The organism is Yersinia antarctica, from assembly GCF_056636475.1.
In genome coordinates this window covers 4,279,262-4,297,663 of record NZ_JBSJQF010000001.1, presented here as the reverse complement: position 1 = coordinate 4,297,663, position 18,402 = coordinate 4,279,262, and the positions used below count along the sequence as shown (strand labels likewise).

Genomic DNA, 18,402 nt, shown 5'->3' with positions numbered 1-18,402 from the left:
TGAGACGATTTTTTAAGAATGAAAGAGAATTATTCTGATTGAAACAATTATGTAAATTAATAGAAATGATAGCGACCTTAATTATTCCATGCCGATAACATTAGATATAAAGATAAGAAGTGATTGATTGAACTAAAGAACTCTCACCAAGACTCCTTAATAAATCCCTTGTTTTGCCACTTACACAGAATTTCTCCATTACAAACCGTCAGAAAACAGCGCGTCACTCTCTTTAGTTTTTTTCATGGTGAAAGCTACCCCCACATAACAATCATCATGCTAACGTAAGGAATATATCTCTAAAATGAATGCTGGCTCTGGAACTACAGCATATCCTATATAAAGGTGACGACACGATCATGTCTGCAAACAAAGAAACGACAGAAAAACTGGAAACAGCCTTAGTCAGTGCGGGCAGAAGTAAACGATTTACTCAAGGCTCAGTGAATACGGTGATCCAGCGAGCTTCATCGCTGGTTTTCGACTCGGTAAAAGCGAAGAAGCATGCCACTATCAATCGGGGAAAAGGCGAATTATTCTATGGCCGCCGAGGCACCCTGACTCACTTCTCGCTGCAAGAGGCGATGACAGAGCTGGAAGGTGGCGCAGGTTGCGTCCTTTATCCTTGCGGTGCCGCGGCTATCAGCAACGCAATTTTGTCATTTGTCGCAACGGGTGACCATGTGCTAATGACCGGTTCTGCTTATGAGCCGGCCCAAAGTTTTTGCGATAAAATTTTATCACGCATGAATATCACCACGACCTATTTTGATCCGATGATAGGTGCCGGGATCGACTCATTAATTACCCCAAAAACCAAAGTGGTATTCCTTGAGTCACCCGGTTCCATCACCATGGAAGTACAAGATATTCCGGCAATGGTACAAGCCATCCGGGCCGTTTCACCAGACATCATTATTATGATGGATAACACCTGGGCTGCGGGTGTGCTGTTTAAAGCACTGGATTTTGGTATTGATATCTCTATCCAATCAGGAACTAAATACATCATTGGTCATTCTGATGCGATGCTGGGGATTGCCGTTGCCAACGCGCGTTGTTGGGAGCAACTGCGGGAAGACTCTTATCTGATGGGGCAAATGGTTGATGCTGACACAGCTTATCTTGCTAGCCGTGGATTGCGCACACTGGGCGTGCGTTTAAAACAACACGAGAAAAGCAGTATTGAAATTGCTAACTGGCTGGCTCAGCGCCCGGAAGTTGCCACTGTCTATCACCCTGCCCTGCCAAGCTGCAAAGGCCATGAATTCTATAAACGAGACTTCACTGGCTGTAATGGCTTGTTCTCTTTTGAATTAAAAGAAGAGTTAAGTCAGCAACAGTTAGAGGCTTATCTCGACCATTTCACCCACTTCAGTATGGCCTTTTCATGGGGCGGTTTTGAATCCTTGATTCTAGGTTATCAACCGGAGAATATCCGTGCCATTCGTCAGTATGAAGGGGACGGGATAAAAGGCACACTGTTCCGTCTGCATATTGGTCTGGAGAATGTGCAAGATTTGCAGGACGATTTGGCCGCAGGATTTGAGCGCATCAAAACAGTGCAGTAAGGGTTTCTGAACGATTGATTTGTTAATGCGCGGTAACAATATCCGCGCATTAATCCTCTCTTACACAAATAGTCTCATCGACACGTATATATCCCTCAAAAATTCGATTATTGAGGATAAGATCAATGTGGATCCGCGCCATTACGGATACACTAGACCAGTCCTTACAACAATATCCTCACACGCTAGGCAAACAGGAACAGAAATGGATGTATTACGCGAAATCCTTCATGCCTTATGGCAGCAGGATTTTAGTAAACTTGCCGATCCGAATGTGATTTGGGTCATTTACGGCATTCTCTTTACCACCCTATTTTTAGAAAACGGTTTGCTACCGGCTTCTTTCCTCCCCGGTGATAGTTTGTTGCTATTGGCGGGTGCATTAATTGCCAAGGGAGTCATGGGGTTCTTACCGACCATGATAATTTTAACCACTGCTGCCAGCTTGGGTTGTTGGCTCAGTTACCTGCAAGGGCTGTGGTTAGGCGATACTAAAATAGTTAAAAGGTGGCTGTTACAGCTACCGGTTCATTATCGGCAACGCGCCCATACTCTGTTTGTACGCCATGGTTTGGCGGCCCTGATAATTGGCCGTTTTCTCGCTTTTGTACGGACTTTACTGCCAACGCTGGCGGGTATTTCTGGCCTGAACAGTGCACGTTTTCAGTTCTTTAATTGGTTAAGCGGGCTGCTATGGGTGGGGAGTGTCGTTGGGTTAGGTTTCGCGCTAAGTCATATCCCATTCGTTAAGCACTATGAAAACCAGGTGATGACAGCACTGATGATTTTACCAATAGTGTTGTTGCTGATTGGTTTGGTCGGCACACTGGTGTTGGTGTGGTGTAAACGTAAAAGTGTCACTGAGTAACCCTGTGTTTGCCTCGTGACTCAAGCAGTTAAACGGCGCTCACCGCGCCGTTTTTTATTGCCATTATTCGCTGGGCCGTAAAATCAGTTAGTCCGCAGTTTAGCGACCTCTTCACTGGGTGTGAGGCCAAAATAGCGTTTAAACTCACGGCTGAACTGTGAAGCACTCTCATACCCTACTTTGTTGGCTGCGGTACTGGCTTTTAGCCCATCGTGCAACATCATCATTCGTGCGCGATGCAACCGGTAAGATTTGAGATATTGCAGTGGCGAGGTATTAGTGACGGCTTTGAAGTTATGATGAAACGCCGAAACACTCATGTTCACATCTGCCGCTAATTGCTCAACATTCAGATTATCTGCAAATTGATTTTCAATACGCCGCAAGGTTTTGGTAATTTGATTAAAGTGCCCATGGCGGTTAACCAGCGCCTGCAAGGCTCCTCCGCATTGACCACACAGCACATAGTAGAGAATTTCCCGCACAATTTGTGGGCCGAGCACTCTGGCATCACGGGGATTGGACATCACATCCAATAAGCGCTCGGTGGCACACAGCATCTCTTCGGTCAGCGCCGATGAATTGACGCCAGAGGTATTACCGAACGGTTTATCCAGCTCATCATCACCTATATCTATCAGCAGATCCTGTAGCATCTGGCTGTCTATATGAATCGATATTCCCGCCAGAGGTATTTCAGGGCTGGCAAAAGTTTCACATTCAAACGGCAGTGGAACCGTCAGAATAAGGTAATTTTTCGGATCATACTGAAACACTTTACTGCCCAGATAACCCACTTTGTGCCCCTGGAATATGATGACTACACTGGGGGTGTACATTACCGGAGTGCGCGGCTGGTGCACTGTGGAGTACAAAATTTTCACCCGTGGCACAGCAGAGGGCGTTAAGCCATTCCCCTTAGCCAAACGTGTAATTTTTTCGGCCATCTGTACCTGAATATCATTAACCTCAACCATATACTCTCACTTACTGGAGTTATCTGAGACAATCTAGCAACCAAAACGATCAGATATAAATTGTGCAATATTTACCGCATTTTCTACAGTTCTTTGGAGAAATAGGCAAGAGCAAGGCAGAAATGTGCATTGAGGTATCGCGCTAAGTTGCCGACAATGGCTGCCAATGGTACGGCAATAAACAATCATTGCATCACCGGCTAATACGTCGCGTTTTGATTACCATAATTGTTCATCACCCATAAGCTGGAAGACAAATAATGCAAAACTTTACCCTCCATACCCCCACTAAAGTGCTGTTCGGTACTGGTCAAATAGCACAATTGAGTAAAGAAATTCCTGCTGATGCCCGCATCTTGATTACCTATGGCGGCGGCAGCATCAAACAAAATGGTGTGCTGGATCAAGTCCATCAGGCACTGAAAGGCTTTGATTTCCTGGAGTTTGGCGGTATTGAGCCGAATCCAACCTATGAAACCCTGATGAAAGCTGTTGCGCTTTGCCGGGCGGAGAAAATCGACTTCCTGCTAGCGGTGGGAGGGGGATCAGTATTAGATGGCACCAAATTCATCGCCGCTGCCGTCAATTACCCACAAGAACCATGGCATATTCTGCAAACCACTGGCAGCGATATTAAAGAAGCACTGCCAATGGGTTCAGTACTGACTCTGCCTGCTACCGGTTCTGAAGCTAACAATGGCGCAGTTATCAGCCGCCGTGAAACCGGTGATAAGCAGCACTTCTTCTCACCCTTTGTCCAGCCACTGTTTGCCGTGCTGGACCCGGTTGTCACTTATACTTTGCCACCGCGCCAAGTCGCGAACGGTGTTGTCGATGCTTTTGTACATACCATTGAGCAATATCTGACTTACCCGGTTGATGCAAAAGTGCAGGATCGCTTTGCTGAAGGGCTGTTGTTAACCCTGATTGAGGAAGGTCCGAAAGCATTGGCGGAGCCAGAAAACTACAATGTGCGCGCCAATATTATGTGGAGTGCCACTATGGCATTAAACGGCCTGATTGGGGCCGGTGTGCCACAAGACTGGGCGACACACATGTTAGGCCACGAACTGACCGCCCGCCATGGTCTGGACCATGCTCAGACGCTGGCGGTAGTACTGCCCGCTCTGTTAGTGGCGAAGAAGCAACAAAAGCGCGCCAAACTGCTGCAATACGCGGAGCGTGTCTGGGGCCTACGTGACGGTAGCGAAGAGCACCGCATCGATGCCGCAATTGAAGCTACCCGTCATTTCTTTGAAAGCATGGGCGTTGCTACTCGCCTGTCGGCCTACAAACTGGATGGCAGTTCTATTCCTGATTTGATTAAAAAACTGGAAGAGCACGGTATGACCCAGCTTGGCGAACACAGTGATATCACTTTAGCTGATAGTAAACGTATCTACGAAGCTGCGGTCTAATAATAGCATCAGCCCAGTTTACAGTTTTCAACACAGAAGGCATCGTTGAACAGGATGCCTTCTGTTCAACATCTACTTACTCTTTTCACTTACCGTTAAAAGGGTGCTATCGTTATTAACTGCTAGGCTTTAGCTTATTACCACGCATTTTGCTGTTCATCTCTCAGTGGCAGATCGCCGATAGATCTGTGCACATTTTGATACTTCTCACACATGATTAATCGCTAGCAAGATCATAAATAGAATGATCACGACTAAACTTACATTACGGGTAAACAGGGCAAACACAGCCCAATCAGTCAGCGAAGGAGATAGACATGGCAACACAACCCATTATCAAATTGCACGATGGCAACCTGATGCCACAACTTGGCCTTGGCGTTTGGCAAGCAACGATTGAAGAAACACAGCTTGCTGTCAGCAAAGCACTCGAGGTGGGCTATCGCTCTGTCGATACTGCGGCAATTTATAAAAATGAACAGGGTGTCGGCTCGGCACTGAAGGCGGCGGGTGTGGCTCGTGATGAGCTATTTATTACCACTAAACTGTGGAATGACAGCCAGCAGGATCCGAAAAAAGCACTAGAAGAGAGCCTGAGCAAACTTCAGCTCGATTATGTCGATCTCTATCTGATCCATTGGCCCAACCCAACACAGGATCACTACGTTAGTGCCTGGCGTGAACTGATCAAATTGAAAGAACAAGGTTTAATTCGCAGCATTGGTGTCTGTAACTTCCAGATTCCTCATCTGCAACGGCTGATTGATGAAACGGGTGTGGCGCCAACCGTCAATCAGATTGAGCTACATCCACTGCTACAGCAGCGCCAGCTCCATTCGTGGAATGCCACCCATCATATTGCAACCGAATCCTGGAGCCCGCTGGCCCAAGGTGGTGAGGGCGTTTTCGATCAAACCGTTATTCGCCAGTTAGCGCAAAAATACAATAAAACACCTGCACAGGTCGTGATCCGCTGGCATCTCGATTGTGGGTTGATCGTTATCCCGAAATCGGTAACACCGGCGCGTATCAAGGAAAACTTTGAAGTGTTTGATTTTAAATTGCATAAAGATGAACTGACGGCAATTTCGAAGTTAGACAGCAATAAACGCCTCGGGCCTGACCCGGATGTTTTCGGGTCTGACAACTGAGTTCAAGGCGATGTATTCAGTTTAATGATGCTTAGCTTTGCCCTTTGCGCCGGCAGCCGTCTGATTTGCCGGGGATTTTCTCGCCCCAGTTTTGCTTACTGACGGTTTTGCCACTGGCGTGCTACTGGCAACCTGCGGTTTTTTGCTGATAGCAGACGTTGTGCTTCGGCTACCTGGCTGACGCTGGCGGGTGATAGCAGTGTGCTTCGTCAGGGCCGGAGTATGGTGGCGCAGCGCCCGACGAGCTTCACGTTGTTCCTCGATTGTCGCTGCCGGAACCAGGCATTCCCGGCGGCCGCCAATCAGATGTTGCAACCCCATCTCCTCTAATGCAGTACGGATCATTGGCCAGTTAGCCGGATCATGATAACGCAGCAAGGCCTTATGTAACCGCCGCTGGCGATCCCCTTTCGGTACAACGACGTCTTCACTTTTATAATCCACTTTCGCCAGCGGATTTTTACCGGTGTAATACATAGTCGTAGAGTTAGCCAGTGGCGACGGGTAGAAGTTCTGTACCTGATCCAGACGGAAACGGTTTTTCTTCAGCCATAGCGCCAAATTGACCATATCTTTATCCTCAGTGCCCGGATGGGCAGAGATGAAATAAGGAATCAAATACTGCTCTTTACCTGCCTGCTTGGAATAGGTATCAAACAACTCTTTAAAGCGTTGATAGCTGCCCATTCCCGGTTTCATCATTTTGGAAAGTGGCCCTTCCTCGGTGTGTTCCGGTGCAATTTTCAAATATCCACCCACATGATGGCTGGCTAATTCTTTGATATAGCGCGGATCTTCTACTGCTAAGTCATAGCGGACCCCCGAGGCGATCAGGATCTTTTTAATCCCTTTAAGATCACGCGCCCGGCGGTACAAAGAGATAGTCGGCTGATGGTTAGTATCCATATGCGGGCAAATCTCAGGATAAACACAGGATGCACGCCGACAGGTCTGTTCTGCCCTCGGCGACTGGCAGCGCAGCATATACATGTTAGCCGTTGGGCCACCAAGATCAGAGATAATACCGGTAAAACCAGGGACTTTGTCGCGAATCTCTTCGATTTCACGAATAATAGAATCTTCAGAGCGGCTTTGAATAATACGCCCTTCATGCTCAGTGATAGAGCAGAATGAACAGCCGCCATAGCAACCACGCATAATGTTGATCGAGAAGCGAATCATGTCATAGGCGGGGATCGGCGATTTGCCATAGGCTGGGTGCGGCACACGCTGGTAGGGTAGCGCAAACACGCTGTCCATCTCTTCCGTACTCAGTGGAATAGCCGGTGGGTTAATCCAAATATAGCGATCACCATGTTTTTGCACCAAGGCCCGTGCACAACCGGGGTTGGTTTCATGATGCAAAATCCGCGAGGTGTGGGCATATAACACTTTGTCTGCCTTCACTTTTTCATAAGAAGGCAGCAAGACGTAGGTCTTTTCCCATGGTTTGGGTTTGGCGGCACGAACAGTAACCGGTTTAGCTTCGGATTCAGGAATGCTATCAGTGGCGCACGGCAGATCTTCACCGTACGGATTGGGAATGGCTTCAATACGCCCCGGTTTGTCCAGGCGAGTAGAATCAACCCCACTCCAGCCCGGTAATGCAGTTTTGCGCATCACAACCGTGTTGCGAACATCCTGAATATCGGCAATTTTCTCACCCGCCGCCAGGCGATGAGCCACTTCAACCAAAGGCCGTTCGCCATTGCCGTAGACCAACATGTCCGCTTTGGCATCCACGATAACCGAACGGCGCACAGTATCAGACCAATAGTCATAATGAGCAATGCGGCGCAAGCTGGCCTCAATACCGCCGAGCAATACCGGCACATGGCTATACGCTTCTTTGCAGCGCTGGCTATAGACTAAAGTGGCCCGATCAGGTCGCTTGCCGCTTTGATTATCCGGCGTATAGGCATCATCGTGGCGTAACTTACGATCGGCTGTATAACGGTTGATCATCGAGTCCATGTTGCCAGCCGTAACGCCGAAGAACAGATTGGGTTCACCCAACCGCATGAAATCGTTTTTATTGGTCCAGTCCGGCTGAGCAATAATTCCAACCCGGAAGCCTTGCGCCTCCAGCATACGACCAATGATCGCCATGCCAAAGCTGGGGTGATCCACATAGGCATCGCCGGTGACAACAATAATGTCGCAACTGTCCCAGCCCAATATATCCATTTCCTCCCGTGACATGGGTAAGAATGGCGCGGTGCCATAACATTCAGCCCAATAAGGCTGATAGGAAAACAGGTCACGTTCTGGTTGGATCAAGCTGGTACTCATGGCAACACTCTTTGAATTGAGGAAAGTTGAGGTGGTTCGGGTTAAGAAATCATCACCGGGCGGCGATTATACGCATTTCTCCACGTAAAGAGGAAGGATATATCTTTTGATTACCAGGCTCACACCATCAAGTGAGTGAATGTAGAGTGGATTAGGTTGCGGTTGATATTCGCTCTTTGCTCATCTGAGGCCAAGTAAGCACTAATCTTATATCAACCGAACCCGGTAACCCTTAACCTAACGCCTTACCCAAGTGTTGGTGCGGCCTGTGTCACTAACTGCCCCGCAGAGCCACGATCCGCCATCTCAAGTGTCTGGCTGTAGTACAAGAACGGGAAGTGCTCAGAGGAAACCTGATTGAAATACACCAGTAGCTCTACATCACCATCAACCCAAACAGTATCCTTCCAGCCGCGATCCTCGGCCATCGCCGGTGCGCCGTTGACATTCTTCACCAGGAAGGAGACCCCTTGAATATGGAATGCCTGTGGCATGTCGGCATGCAGAGTCCAGCGCTCCCAAGTCCCTTGCTGGGCCTGAGCATCCACACGGCTCATATCCCAAATAGCGCCGTTAATGCCCGGTAAATCATCACCCAAACGGAACTCACGGGAACGAATCACGTTGCCGTCCAAAATCTGGTCGGCTAATAAACGCATCGGCAGATTATCGGTCACCAGCGGCAATAAACCGGTTGGTTTTAATGTTAGCACTAACGTAGAAATCAAAATACTTGAGGGTTCGAACAGCCCACGGAGCCTATCCATGATACCGGCAGATTCACCCGCCGTGATGGAGACTTCATTGCCTTGTGACATATCAATCACCACTTCGCGCCGCTCACCGGGAGCCAGCGAAAGCTGCTGTACGGCCACGGGCGCAGGCAAGAAACCCTGATCACTGGCAACAACATGCAAAGGGCGGCCATCACTGAGTTGCAAGATGTAGCGACGAGCGTTAGAGGCATTTAATAGACGTAATCGAACCCAACCACGGGAGACTTCGACAAACGGGCTTTGCACCCCATTGACCAGCAATGTATCGCCAACAAAGCCACCTTTGGCTGGCGGGTCATATTCAGGCACGCCAAAATTATCAAGCCGCTTGTCCTGAATAATAATCGGGAAATCATCGACACCATAATGACTCGGCAATGGCATCGCTTTACTGATTTCATCTTCCACCAGCCACATCCCTGCCAGCCCGTTATATACATGAGGTGCCATACGGTTAGGGGTATTGGCGTGGTACCAACAGGTTGCGGCCGCTTGCCGTACCGGTAATACCGGCGACCAGTCAACACCAGGGGAGATCATACGTGCCGCGCCACCCATTAGAGTACCAGGAACCTGCAACCCACTGATTGTCATGGATACCGGTTCAGCCAGACGGTTGCTATAAATCAGCTTCACATCATCGCCGCTGAAAACCCTGACTGTCGGCCCCAGATACATGCCGTTAATCCCCCAGACTGCGGCTTTTTGACCGCCACTGAATGCCCAATGTGCACGCTGTAGCGTCAAAAACAGCGGTTGCCCACGACGAGACTCCAATAAGGGTGGAACCGGTAATGGGGGTTGCTGGGTACTATTAGCCTGTGCCCTCAATGGCAGCGAACCTGCGCCTAGCGCTAAGCTCGTAGCCTGAATGAACTGGCGACGACTGAGTGACATATCTTCTCCGTGAAAACCACAATCAAACCTACTGCAAAATTTTGCCTGACTGCGAATAACGCTGAAGGACGGCAAAACGCTCACGACCAGAGTCGTTTAAATGGAAATCCAAAATTTACTTTAAGCAAAACAAGCCGCGCAATAACCTATCAATAAAAGCCAATAGTATTATTTTCCCGCCGCTTGCTGCTCTGCCTGTTGGGCAATTTCGGCATCGAGCTGCTCAATTTTAGCCAGCATCAGGTTGCGGCAATGTTCCGATAATTCACGCACGCGCTCTTTGCCATAGCCACTGGTATCAACGGGCGGCATTATCTCTACAATGACTTTGCCATTTGACCAGCGGTTTAAATTGATATTATTGGTGCTGGACACGCAAATAGGCACAATAGGCACACCAGCAGCTATAGCGGCATGGAAAGCACCGGTCTTAAATGGCAATAACCCACGGCCACGGCTACGTGTACCTTCTGGGAACATCCAGATAGAAACATTTCTTTTTTTGACCTGCTCAACCACCTGAGCAATAGTGCCATGCGCCTTGGCGCGGTTATCACGATCAATCAGCAAGTTACCAGTCAGCCAATATAGCGGGCCAAACAGAGGCACCCATAGCAGGCTCTTTTTACCCACCGTGACCGTACCGGACTGAACCACATTCGACATGGTGACCATATCGTAATTATTTTGATGGTTGGCGATATAAATACAGGTACCGTAGTCCGCCGCTTCCTTGGGGATACGTTGTTCAACTGTAATCCCGAACAATACCGACATCCGACCGAACAGATGCGCAAACGTCGCAAGATTACGTGGGTTTCGCGGCCTAAACAGGCAATAAATCGAACCAAACACACACACCAGAATACAATATAAAACTGCCAGCACCGTGCGCAAAATTAATAGCATAACAACCTCTTAAACACTCACTCTTAGACATGCGATCGACGCTAGTATAACGGCTTACCCACAAAATACCGCGCAGATTCATCGCCATAATTATGTAACGCGACAACGCACGCAAATTGCGCCTGCCATCGATTACATTCACGGGGTGATGCCTGACTAACAATATAATAATGACCACCACAGCAACTCAAGCCGGGTGGTCATTCATTTCTAGCGACGATTACTCTTCGGTATTGGTTGGTACTGGCGGCGCATCAACATCAACCCGATCAATACGCTGCAAGCCACGTGGTAACGGCGAACCTTTCCGACCCCGCTCTGCCCGGAATTTCTGTAAGTCTTCTGGGCGCAAGGTGAGCTTACGTTTACCAAAATGAAGAGTGATGGAGGTCTGAGGTGGCAGGACAAACAACCATGCCAGACGATCTTCACCCGCAGCCGCTTGTGCCGATGGGATGGAGACTATCTTATTACCCTTACCTTTTGATAACTCAGGCAGATCCGCGACCGGGAACATCAACATACGACCGGCGGCAGTAATAGATAACAACATGTCATCCGGCCCATGAATTTCTAACGGCGTCAACGCTTTGGCATTTTCCGGCAAGGTTATCATGGTCTTACCTGCACGGTTTTTAGCAACTAAATCATTAAAGGTACAGACGAAGCCATAACCGGCATCCGATGCCATCAATAATTTCTGGTCATCCGGTGCCATCAATACCTGTTCAATGGTTGCTCCCGGCGGCGGAGTCAGCTTACCGGTCAGTGGCTCCCCTTGCCCACGCGCAGAAGGCAAGGTCAGCGGATCCAATGCATAACTACGGCCAGTTGAGTCAATAAACACCACCGGTTGGTTACTCATACCGCGAGCCGCAGCACGGAAACTATCACCCGCTTTATAACTCAATCCACTCGGATCAATATCATGGCCTTTGGCACTGCGCACCCAACCCATTTCAGACAGTACAATGGTAACCGGCTCTGAAGGGACAATGTCATGTTCGCTCATCGCTTTGGCTTCACCACGTTCGGTCAATGGTGAACGGCGATCATCACCGTAAGCGGCCGCGTCAGCTTGAATCTCTTTCTTAATCAGCGTGTTGAGTTTACGTTCTGATGCTAACAATGCCTGTAGTTGATCACGCTCTTTGGCTAATTCATCCTGCTCGCCACGAATCTTCACCTCTTCCAATTTGGCTAAATGGCGAAGTTTCAATTCGAGGATAGCTTCAGCCTGCGTTTCCGAAATGGCAAAATGCTGCATCAGCAGTGGCTTTGGCTCATCTTCAGTGCGGATGATATGAATAACTTCATCAATATTAAGGAAGGCAATCAATAAACCTTCTAAAATATGCAGCCGTTTCAGTACCTTTTCCAAGCGGTAATTCAGGCGGTTACGTACCGTTTGGCGGCGGAATACCAGCCACTCAGTCAGGATCTCTAATAGCCCTTTCACTGATGGGCGATGATCCAGACCGATCATATTCATATTGATACGATAACTTCTTTCCAGATCAGTGGTAGCGAACAGGTGGTTCATCACTTGATCCAGATCGACCCGGTTGGTACGTGGAACTATTACCAGACGTGTAGGGTTTTCATGGTCAGATTCATCGCGTAAATCCTCAACCATTGGCAATTTCTTGGCGCGCATCTGGCTGGCGATCTGTTCCAGCACTTTGGCACCAGAAACCTGATGCGGTAACGCAGTAATTACCGCGCTGCCGTCTTCTTTCTTCCACAATGCCCGCATACGGACTGAACCACGGCCATTCTGGTAAATTTTACGAATTTCATCACGCGGCGTGATAATTTCGGCTTCAGTTGGGAAATCCGGCCCTTGTACAAACTCCAGCAACTCTTCCAGTGAAGCCGTGGGTTTATCAATCAGTGCCAGTACCGCCTGTGCAATCTCACGCACGTTATGTGGCGGAATATCGGTTGCCATACCGACGGCGATGCCCGTAGTACCATTTAGCAGAATATTAGGCAGGCGCGCAGGCAGCATTTTCGGCTCCTGCATGGTGCCGTCGAAGTTTGGCACCCAGTCAACCGTCCCTTGCCCCAGTTCGCCCAGTAAAACTTCAGCGTATTTGGATAAACGAGATTCGGTGTAACGCATGGCGGCAAAGGATTTAGGGTCATCCGGTGCCCCCCAGTTCCCTTGCCCATCCACCAGCGGATAGCGATAGGAGAAAGGCTGCGCCATCAATACCATCGCTTCATAGCAAGCACTGTCACCATGTGGATGGTATTTACCTAACACGTCACCCACGGTACGAGCTGATTTCTTGAATTTGGCGCTATTGTTTAGCCCCAGTTCGGACATCGCATAGACAATACGCCGTTGTACCGGTTTCAAACCATCGCCGATAAACGGCAACGCCCGATCCATGATGACGTACATGGAATAGTTCAGATAGGCGTTTTCAGTAAAGGTGTGCAGCGGTAAGCGTTCTGCACCGTCATGAGTCAAATCACTCATTACTCAATTATCCTCAGACTCTGGGATGGCGATCACTGGCTTCAGCGGATCGGCACCGCAAGTTCATTGTCGATTTCTGCCCGCGATAGTACCTCATCTGCGGGGTTACTGTCATAACCCACAGATAAACTCAATCTTTCAGCTTTACAGCATTATCTTTCAAGCTTGCAACATCTGCCGCCCTTTCTATCAACGGGGTAACAAAACGATATCATCATGTAGCCTACCGCTTCTCTTCCCTTCATATACTGGCTATGCGCTGGACTTCCTTCCACTTTTACTTGCTCCCCCGATAACGGTGGTTGGGACGACGGCGTGCAAATCAACACACAGCGACAATGTCGTTTTTGCTTGCAGTCAATGTCGTTTCGCTTGCAATAGAAGTAGGAGAATACCCATGGCATCACCCAACATTCTGCTGTTACGCATCGATAACCGGTTAGTTCACGGTCAGGTCGGCGTGGCGTGGTCCTCATCTCTTGGGGCAAACCTGTTATTAGTTGCCGACGACGGTGTCGCGCAGGACAAACTCCAACAGCAAATTATGTCGATGACCGCCGAGTCCATGGGGTTAGGGATCCGTTTCTTCTCCATCCAGAAAACCATTGATGTTATTGGTAAAGCCTCTGCTGAACAGAAGATTTTTATCGTCTGTCGCACACCGGATGAAGCTCGCCGCTTGGTTGAGGGCGGGGTACCTATCCGCGACGTGAACGTCGGGAATATGCATTTTTCGGAAGGCAAACGTCCGCTAACCAAAAAAGTGTATGTCGATGATAACGATCTGGCCAACCTGCACGCAATTCAACAGCATAACGTAAATGTCTTTATTCAGGACACACCGAGTGACGGCAAAGATAAAGTCCAGTAAAAAGCCGCCGCATCAGGGTATAGCAATCTGAGAGTCTCGGACTTAATCCGATAATACCCTGCCCTACAACGCCTTTGGTGACGGAATTATTTATGCATGAAATAACAATGATGCAAGGTATTGGGCTGGCAATCATGGCACTGATTGTCGGGATCGATTTTTGGTTGGAAGCGTTGTATATCTTCCGCCCGCTAATCGTTTGTACCTTAACGGGTGCCATTCTCGGTGATATCCAAACGGGTTTGATTACCGGTGCATTGACCGAACTGGCCTTTACTGGCCTGACCCCGATTGGCGGTACCCAACCACCAAACCCAGTGTTGGCAGGTATTATGACGACCGTGATTGCCCACAGCACCGGTGTCGACGCGAAAACGGCCATCGGACTGGGCCTGCCCTTTAGCTTCTTAATGCAATACATCATTTTGTTCTATTACTCAGCATTTTCCTTCTTTATGCAGAAGGCTGACCGTTATGCAGAAGAAGCTGATGGCGCAGCTCTCGGGCGGCTGAACTTGTTGTTAACCGCCATTGTTGCTGTGACTTATGCCGCCGTGACATTCTTGTGCGCTTACGTTTCACAGGGCGCGATGCAAAGCCTGGTACGATCAATGCCAGTCTGGTTGACTCATGGCTTTGAGGTTGCCGGTGGTATCTTGCCTGCGGTTGGTTTCGGCTTACTGTTGAAAGTTATGATGAAAACCCCGTTCACCCCTTTCTTTATTATTGGTTTCCTGTTTGTCACCTTTATACCGGTACAGAATCTGTTGCCTGTTGCGCTACTGGGAACGGCTTTCGCTATCTACGAATATTACAACCAACAGAAAAAAGCCGCCCATGCTGCTGCCGCTCCTGAGGAGATGAATGATGGAATCTAATACCTTGCCAACAACGACAGATACCAACACTGAACCAACCACCAAGTTGACGCGCCGGGATATCACCAAATTGGGTTTTCGGTCAGCACTGTTACAGTCCGGTTTTAACTACGAACGTATGCAGGCGACTGGTTTTGCTAGTGCACAAGCCCCGTTGCTGAAGAAGATTTATGGCAATGACAAAGCCGCTCTGTCTGCCGCCATGAAAGATAATCTGGAGTTTATTAATACCAACACCAATGCGGTTGGTTTCCTGATGGGGTTACTGATCTCTCTGGAGGAACGCCACGAAAGTCGAGACCTGATCAAAGGGTTGAAAGTGGCGTTGTTCGGGCCACTGGCGGGAATTGGTGATGCTATTTTCTGGTTCACTTTATTGCCGATTGTCGCGGGGGTTTGTGCCTCTTTTGCCAGTCAGGGCAGTATTTTGGGGCCAATCATCTTCTTCGTGGTTTATCTGGCGCTATTTTTACTGCGCGTGGTATGGACCCATCTGGGCTACACCTTGGGGGTAAGAGCCATCGATAAACTGCGTGCCAGTTCGGGGGCTATTTCCAGAGCAGCGACCATCCTTGGTGTGACAGTCGTTGGTGGGCTGATTGCTTCGTATGTCCATATTACCGTGGCGGCAAAAGTCGCGGTGACCGCGGGCCACGAGGTCTCTATTCAGGAAGCCTTCTTTGACAAAGTCTTCCCAAATCTGCTGCCCATGGTCTACACCTTGCTGATGTATTACCTGTTGCGCGCCAAGAAAGTCAGCCCGGTTACGCTCATTCTGGTGACTTTTGTATTGTCTATCGCACTGTCATGGCTCGGTGTGTTGTAGCACCTCAATCAGTCTCAATCTTTAATGCGCTGGCTAACGGCCAGCGCCCAAGGACCTTTTATGGTAAGCATTATCATCACCGGCCATGGGCGTTTTGCCAGTGGATTGTATAACGCGGTGGAACAAGTCATTGGCCCACAACCGCAAATCATTGCGGTCGACTTTCCGGTGGGTATGAGTACTCAACAGCTAGACCATGCGTTACAGCAGGCACTGGATACATTACCTGTTGAGCACGGTGTGGTGTTCTTCACCGACTTGCTCGGGGGCTCCCCATTTCGCAGTGCAGTCCAATTGAGTGTGCATCAACCTCAATTTGAAGTGATTACTGGTACCAATATGCAGATGCTGGCGGAAACAGTGCTAGACCGAGATGAAATCCCTACAGCCCGCGAATTGGTTCAACAGGCACTGGCGGCGGGAAAGCGGGGAATCGTTCATTTTGTTGTTGACAGTGAAACACCCAACAATGAGGAAAATGACGAGCCGGAGGGAATTTAATAATCCCATAATTCAAAATAGATCAGGGGGCTGAAACTCAAGCGACGGATTATCTTAAGACCCTGATGATCACCCGGTTGGCTTCAGACACCAGATAATGGCGGCGCTAAATGGTTAACCATTTAGTTCGCGGATAAAATCAATAAACGCTTTGAGTGGTGAAGGGATAAGACGACGGTCGGGATAGTACAGATATGGGCCTGAAAACTGCTGCCACCAGGGGGTTAGAATTGCTTCAAGTTCGCCACGTTCAATCGCGGGTCGCAGCCACTCTTCAAATAGATAGATTATCCCACCGCCAGCAATCGCCGTTGCCACCGCAAGGTCAACGGCAGCACCAATGCTAACCATTAGCGGGCCATTTGGCTTAACTCGCACCACCTCGCCGTCTCGCTCAAACTCCCATTCAGGCACTATGCCGCTGGCATAACGGCCACGAATACAGAGGTGGTTAAGGAGTTCGCTCGGATGTTCCGGCCGACCATGCAGGTCGAGATACTCAGGAGCTGCGGCAACAGCAAAGCGCTGCTGACGTTTTCCTATCGGAAGCGCAATTACATCCTGCTCGAGACATTCATCATAGCGGATACCCGCATCGCAGCCATCACGGAATACGTCCTGCACGTTGCTTTCGGCCACCACTTCTAACTGAATGTCTGGATAACGTTTCAAAAAAGTAGGAACAATGGCAGGCAACACCAGCCGCGCAGCACTAACAGGGACATTTAGACGTAATGTGCCCGACGGGGTATCACGAAAGCGATTAACAATATCCAGTGCAGCATCAACTTCGCTCATCGCAGGCATTAACCGCTCCATCAGTGCTCTACCTACCTCAGTCAATGCCACCGTTCGAGTGGTTCGATGAAATAGCCGGACACCCAGTTGCTGTTCCACCCGCCGCACCGCATCGCTGAGATACGAAGGATTACTGCCTATCATGCGTGCAGCCTCACGAAATCCGCCCGCTTTTGCCACCGCGACCACCGCATGAAGCAGTGCAATATCAATTTGCATTGTCCGCCACTCCGTACAACTTGTCTTCATTTAGCCAGATAGTTGCACAGCTATAAGCCAGCTACAATCATTGCGTTACTTACTCAGGAGATATCCCATGTCACAACGTACTCTTACTTATCGACTTGGCGATCGGCAGATTAATCGCCTCGGCTATGGCGCGATGCAACTGGCTGGCCCAGGTGTATTTGGCCCACCCTCGAATGAATCTCAGGCGATTCAGGTGTTGCGCGACGCTATCAAATCAGGGGTCCAACATATTGATACCAGTGATTTTTATGGGCCGCATATTACTAACCAATTAATTAAACGAGCCCTCCATCCTTATCCTAATGATCTGTGTATTGTTACCAAGGTGGGCGCACTACGCGATAAGACGGGGAACTGGCTACCGGCATTCAGCGCCGATGAACTCACCCGCGCGGTCGAAGATAATCTACGTCACCTTGGGCTTGATGTGTTGGAAGTCGTGAATTTGCGTAGCATGTTTGCTGTCCACCAACCGGCAGAAGGTTCCTTGGCCGCCCCCCTTGAGACACTGGTCAAACTGCAAGCGCGAGGGCTGATTCGCCATATTGGATTGAGTAACGTGACAGCAAAACAGGTCACCGATGCCCAAAAAATCGCCCCCATTGTCTGCGTACAGAACTTGTATAATCTGGCAAATCGCAATGACGACCTACTTGTCGACGAGCTTGCTGCACAGAATATCGCCTGGGTTCCTTTTTTCCCGCTCGGTGGCTTCACACCATTGCAGTCGACACAACTCAGTGAAGTCGCACAGTCACTGGGGGCCACGCCAATGCAGGTTGCGCTTGCCTGGCTGCTGCAACGCTCTCCAAATATCATGCTCATCCCTGGCACGTCATCACCGCAACATTTACAGGAGAACCTGGCCAGTGCTGAATTGATACTCTCCGCTGAGGTGGTGGAAAAGCTAAATAGCATTGGCTAACATTGCT

Annotated in this window: 15 protein-coding genes; 9 read left to right on the top strand and 6 right to left on the bottom strand. The window is 49.2% G+C overall.

What is annotated here, in order from left to right; genetic code table 11:
• Positions 1-359 precede the first annotated feature (359 nt).
• Together metC and ACWJJO_RS19915 are read left to right on the top strand one after the other, a co-directional pair.
• Positions 360-1,571, top strand: coding sequence for a cystathionine beta-lyase (gene metC, locus ACWJJO_RS19920; RefSeq protein WP_083164051.1), 1,212 nt, complete (start codon positions 360-362; stop codon positions 1,569-1,571).
• 205 nt (positions 1,572-1,776) lie between these two features.
• The gene (locus ACWJJO_RS19915; RefSeq protein ID WP_083162413.1) at positions 1,777-2,439 is read left to right on the top strand and encodes a DedA family protein; all 663 of its coding nucleotides are present in this window, start codon (positions 1,777-1,779) and stop codon (positions 2,437-2,439) included.
• 83 nt (positions 2,440-2,522) lie between these two features.
• Here ACWJJO_RS19915 and ACWJJO_RS19910 read toward each other — a convergent pair whose 3' ends face one another.
• A complete protein-coding gene (locus ACWJJO_RS19910; RefSeq protein ID WP_083162411.1) occupies positions 2,523-3,416 on the bottom strand; it encodes an AraC family transcriptional regulator in 894 nt (297 codons plus the stop codon).
• Positions 3,417-3,676: 260 nt separating this feature from the next.
• Between ACWJJO_RS19910 and yqhD the strand changes: the two genes are divergently transcribed.
• Entirely contained in the window at positions 3,677-4,834 is a 1,158-nt protein-coding gene (gene yqhD / locus ACWJJO_RS19905; RefSeq protein ID WP_083162409.1) for an alcohol dehydrogenase, read from the top strand.
• Positions 4,835-5,151: 317 nt separating this feature from the next.
• Positions 5,152-5,985 (top strand): 2,5-didehydrogluconate reductase DkgA, encoded by an 834-nt coding sequence (gene dkgA, locus ACWJJO_RS19900; RefSeq protein ID WP_083162407.1) that lies wholly within the window; start codon positions 5,152-5,154, stop codon positions 5,983-5,985.
• A 21-nt stretch (positions 5,986-6,006) separates the two neighbouring features.
• Here dkgA and ACWJJO_RS19895 read toward each other — a convergent pair whose 3' ends face one another.
• The 4 genes from ACWJJO_RS19895 to parC form a co-directional block, all read right to left on the bottom strand.
• On the bottom strand, positions 6,007-8,277 hold the full coding sequence (locus tag ACWJJO_RS19895; RefSeq protein WP_481091445.1) for a YgiQ family radical SAM protein: 2,271 nt from the start codon (positions 8,275-8,277) through the stop codon (positions 6,007-6,009).
• Positions 8,278-8,522: 245 nt separating this feature from the next.
• A complete protein-coding gene (gene ftsP, locus ACWJJO_RS19890) occupies positions 8,523-9,950 on the bottom strand; it encodes a cell division protein FtsP (protein WP_372560495.1) in 1,428 nt (475 codons plus the stop codon).
• Positions 9,951-10,118: 168 nt separating this feature from the next.
• A complete protein-coding gene (locus ACWJJO_RS19885; protein ID WP_083162401.1) occupies positions 10,119-10,859 on the bottom strand; it encodes a 1-acylglycerol-3-phosphate O-acyltransferase in 741 nt (246 codons plus the stop codon).
• Between the two features lie 220 nt (positions 10,860-11,079).
• Complete coding sequence (parC, locus tag ACWJJO_RS19880; RefSeq protein WP_005188260.1) at positions 11,080-13,347, bottom strand: DNA topoisomerase IV subunit A; 2,268 nt, start codon at positions 13,345-13,347, stop codon at positions 11,080-11,082.
• 397 nt (positions 13,348-13,744) lie between these two features.
• Between parC and agaB the strand changes: the two genes are divergently transcribed.
• The 4 genes from agaB to agaF all read left to right on the top strand — a co-directional run bounded on the left by agaB (position 13,745) and on the right by agaF (position 16,423).
• Positions 13,745-14,218 carry a PTS galactosamine transporter subunit IIB gene (gene agaB, locus ACWJJO_RS19875; RefSeq protein WP_004390117.1) on the top strand — a complete coding sequence of 158 codons (474 nt, stop codon included), beginning with the start codon at positions 13,745-13,747 and terminating at the stop codon, positions 14,216-14,218.
• 92 nt (positions 14,219-14,310) lie between these two features.
• Positions 14,311-15,096, top strand: coding sequence for a PTS galactosamine transporter subunit IIC (agaC, locus tag ACWJJO_RS19870; protein ID WP_083162397.1), 786 nt, complete (start codon positions 14,311-14,313; stop codon positions 15,094-15,096).
• Positions 15,086-15,922, top strand: a complete 837-nt coding sequence (gene agaD, locus ACWJJO_RS19865; RefSeq protein ID WP_193784865.1) for a PTS galactosamine transporter subunit IID — start codon at positions 15,086-15,088, stop codon at positions 15,920-15,922. The genes agaC and agaD overlap by 11 nt, the downstream gene beginning before the upstream one ends.
• Positions 15,923-15,982: 60 nt before the next feature.
• Positions 15,983-16,423 (top strand): PTS galactosamine/N-acetylgalactosamine transporter subunit IIA, encoded by a 441-nt coding sequence (agaF, locus tag ACWJJO_RS19860; protein ID WP_083162393.1) that lies wholly within the window; start codon positions 15,983-15,985, stop codon positions 16,421-16,423.
• Between the two features lie 114 nt (positions 16,424-16,537).
• Here agaF and ACWJJO_RS19855 read toward each other — a convergent pair whose 3' ends face one another.
• Positions 16,538-17,440, bottom strand: a complete 903-nt coding sequence (locus ACWJJO_RS19855) for a LysR family transcriptional regulator (RefSeq protein WP_083162392.1) — start codon at positions 17,438-17,440, stop codon at positions 16,538-16,540.
• A 97-nt stretch (positions 17,441-17,537) separates the two neighbouring features.
• On the opposite strand from ACWJJO_RS19855, the gene ACWJJO_RS19850 reads away from it, so the two are divergent.
• Positions 17,538-18,395, top strand: coding sequence for an aldo/keto reductase family oxidoreductase (locus ACWJJO_RS19850; RefSeq protein WP_083162391.1), 858 nt, complete (start codon positions 17,538-17,540; stop codon positions 18,393-18,395).
• Positions 18,396-18,402 lie beyond the last annotated feature (7 nt).

What these genes read in the sequence shown, in the direction of transcription:
- metC (WP_083164051.1), top strand. Translation starts at nt 360, where the DNA reads ATGTCTGCAAACAAAGAAACGACAGAAAAACTGGAAACAGCCTTAGTC.
- ACWJJO_RS19915 (WP_083162413.1), top strand. Translation starts at nt 1,777, where the DNA reads ATGGATGTATTACGCGAAATCCTTCATGCCTTATGGCAGCAGGATTTT.
- ACWJJO_RS19910 (WP_083162411.1), bottom strand. Translation starts at nt 3,416, where the DNA reads ATGGTTGAGGTTAATGATATTCAGGTACAGATGGCCGAAAAAATTACA.
- yqhD (WP_083162409.1), top strand. Translation starts at nt 3,677, where the DNA reads ATGCAAAACTTTACCCTCCATACCCCCACTAAAGTGCTGTTCGGTACT.
- dkgA (WP_083162407.1), top strand. Translation starts at nt 5,152, where the DNA reads ATGGCAACACAACCCATTATCAAATTGCACGATGGCAACCTGATGCCA.
- ACWJJO_RS19895 (WP_481091445.1), bottom strand. Translation starts at nt 8,277, where the DNA reads ATGAGTACCAGCTTGATCCAACCAGAACGTGACCTGTTTTCCTATCAG.
- ftsP (WP_372560495.1), bottom strand. Translation starts at nt 9,950, where the DNA reads ATGTCACTCAGTCGTCGCCAGTTCATTCAGGCTACGAGCTTAGCGCTA.
- ACWJJO_RS19885 (WP_083162401.1), bottom strand. Translation starts at nt 10,859, where the DNA reads ATGCTATTAATTTTGCGCACGGTGCTGGCAGTTTTATATTGTATTCTG.
- parC (WP_005188260.1), bottom strand. Translation starts at nt 13,347, where the DNA reads ATGAGTGATTTGACTCATGACGGTGCAGAACGCTTACCGCTGCACACC.
- agaB (WP_004390117.1), top strand. Translation starts at nt 13,745, where the DNA reads ATGGCATCACCCAACATTCTGCTGTTACGCATCGATAACCGGTTAGTT.
- agaC (WP_083162397.1), top strand. Translation starts at nt 14,311, where the DNA reads ATGCATGAAATAACAATGATGCAAGGTATTGGGCTGGCAATCATGGCA.
- agaD (WP_193784865.1), top strand. Translation starts at nt 15,086, where the DNA reads ATGGAATCTAATACCTTGCCAACAACGACAGATACCAACACTGAACCA.
- agaF (WP_083162393.1), top strand. Translation starts at nt 15,983, where the DNA reads ATGGTAAGCATTATCATCACCGGCCATGGGCGTTTTGCCAGTGGATTG.
- ACWJJO_RS19855 (WP_083162392.1), bottom strand. Translation starts at nt 17,440, where the DNA reads ATGCAAATTGATATTGCACTGCTTCATGCGGTGGTCGCGGTGGCAAAA.
- ACWJJO_RS19850 (WP_083162391.1), top strand. Translation starts at nt 17,538, where the DNA reads ATGTCACAACGTACTCTTACTTATCGACTTGGCGATCGGCAGATTAAT.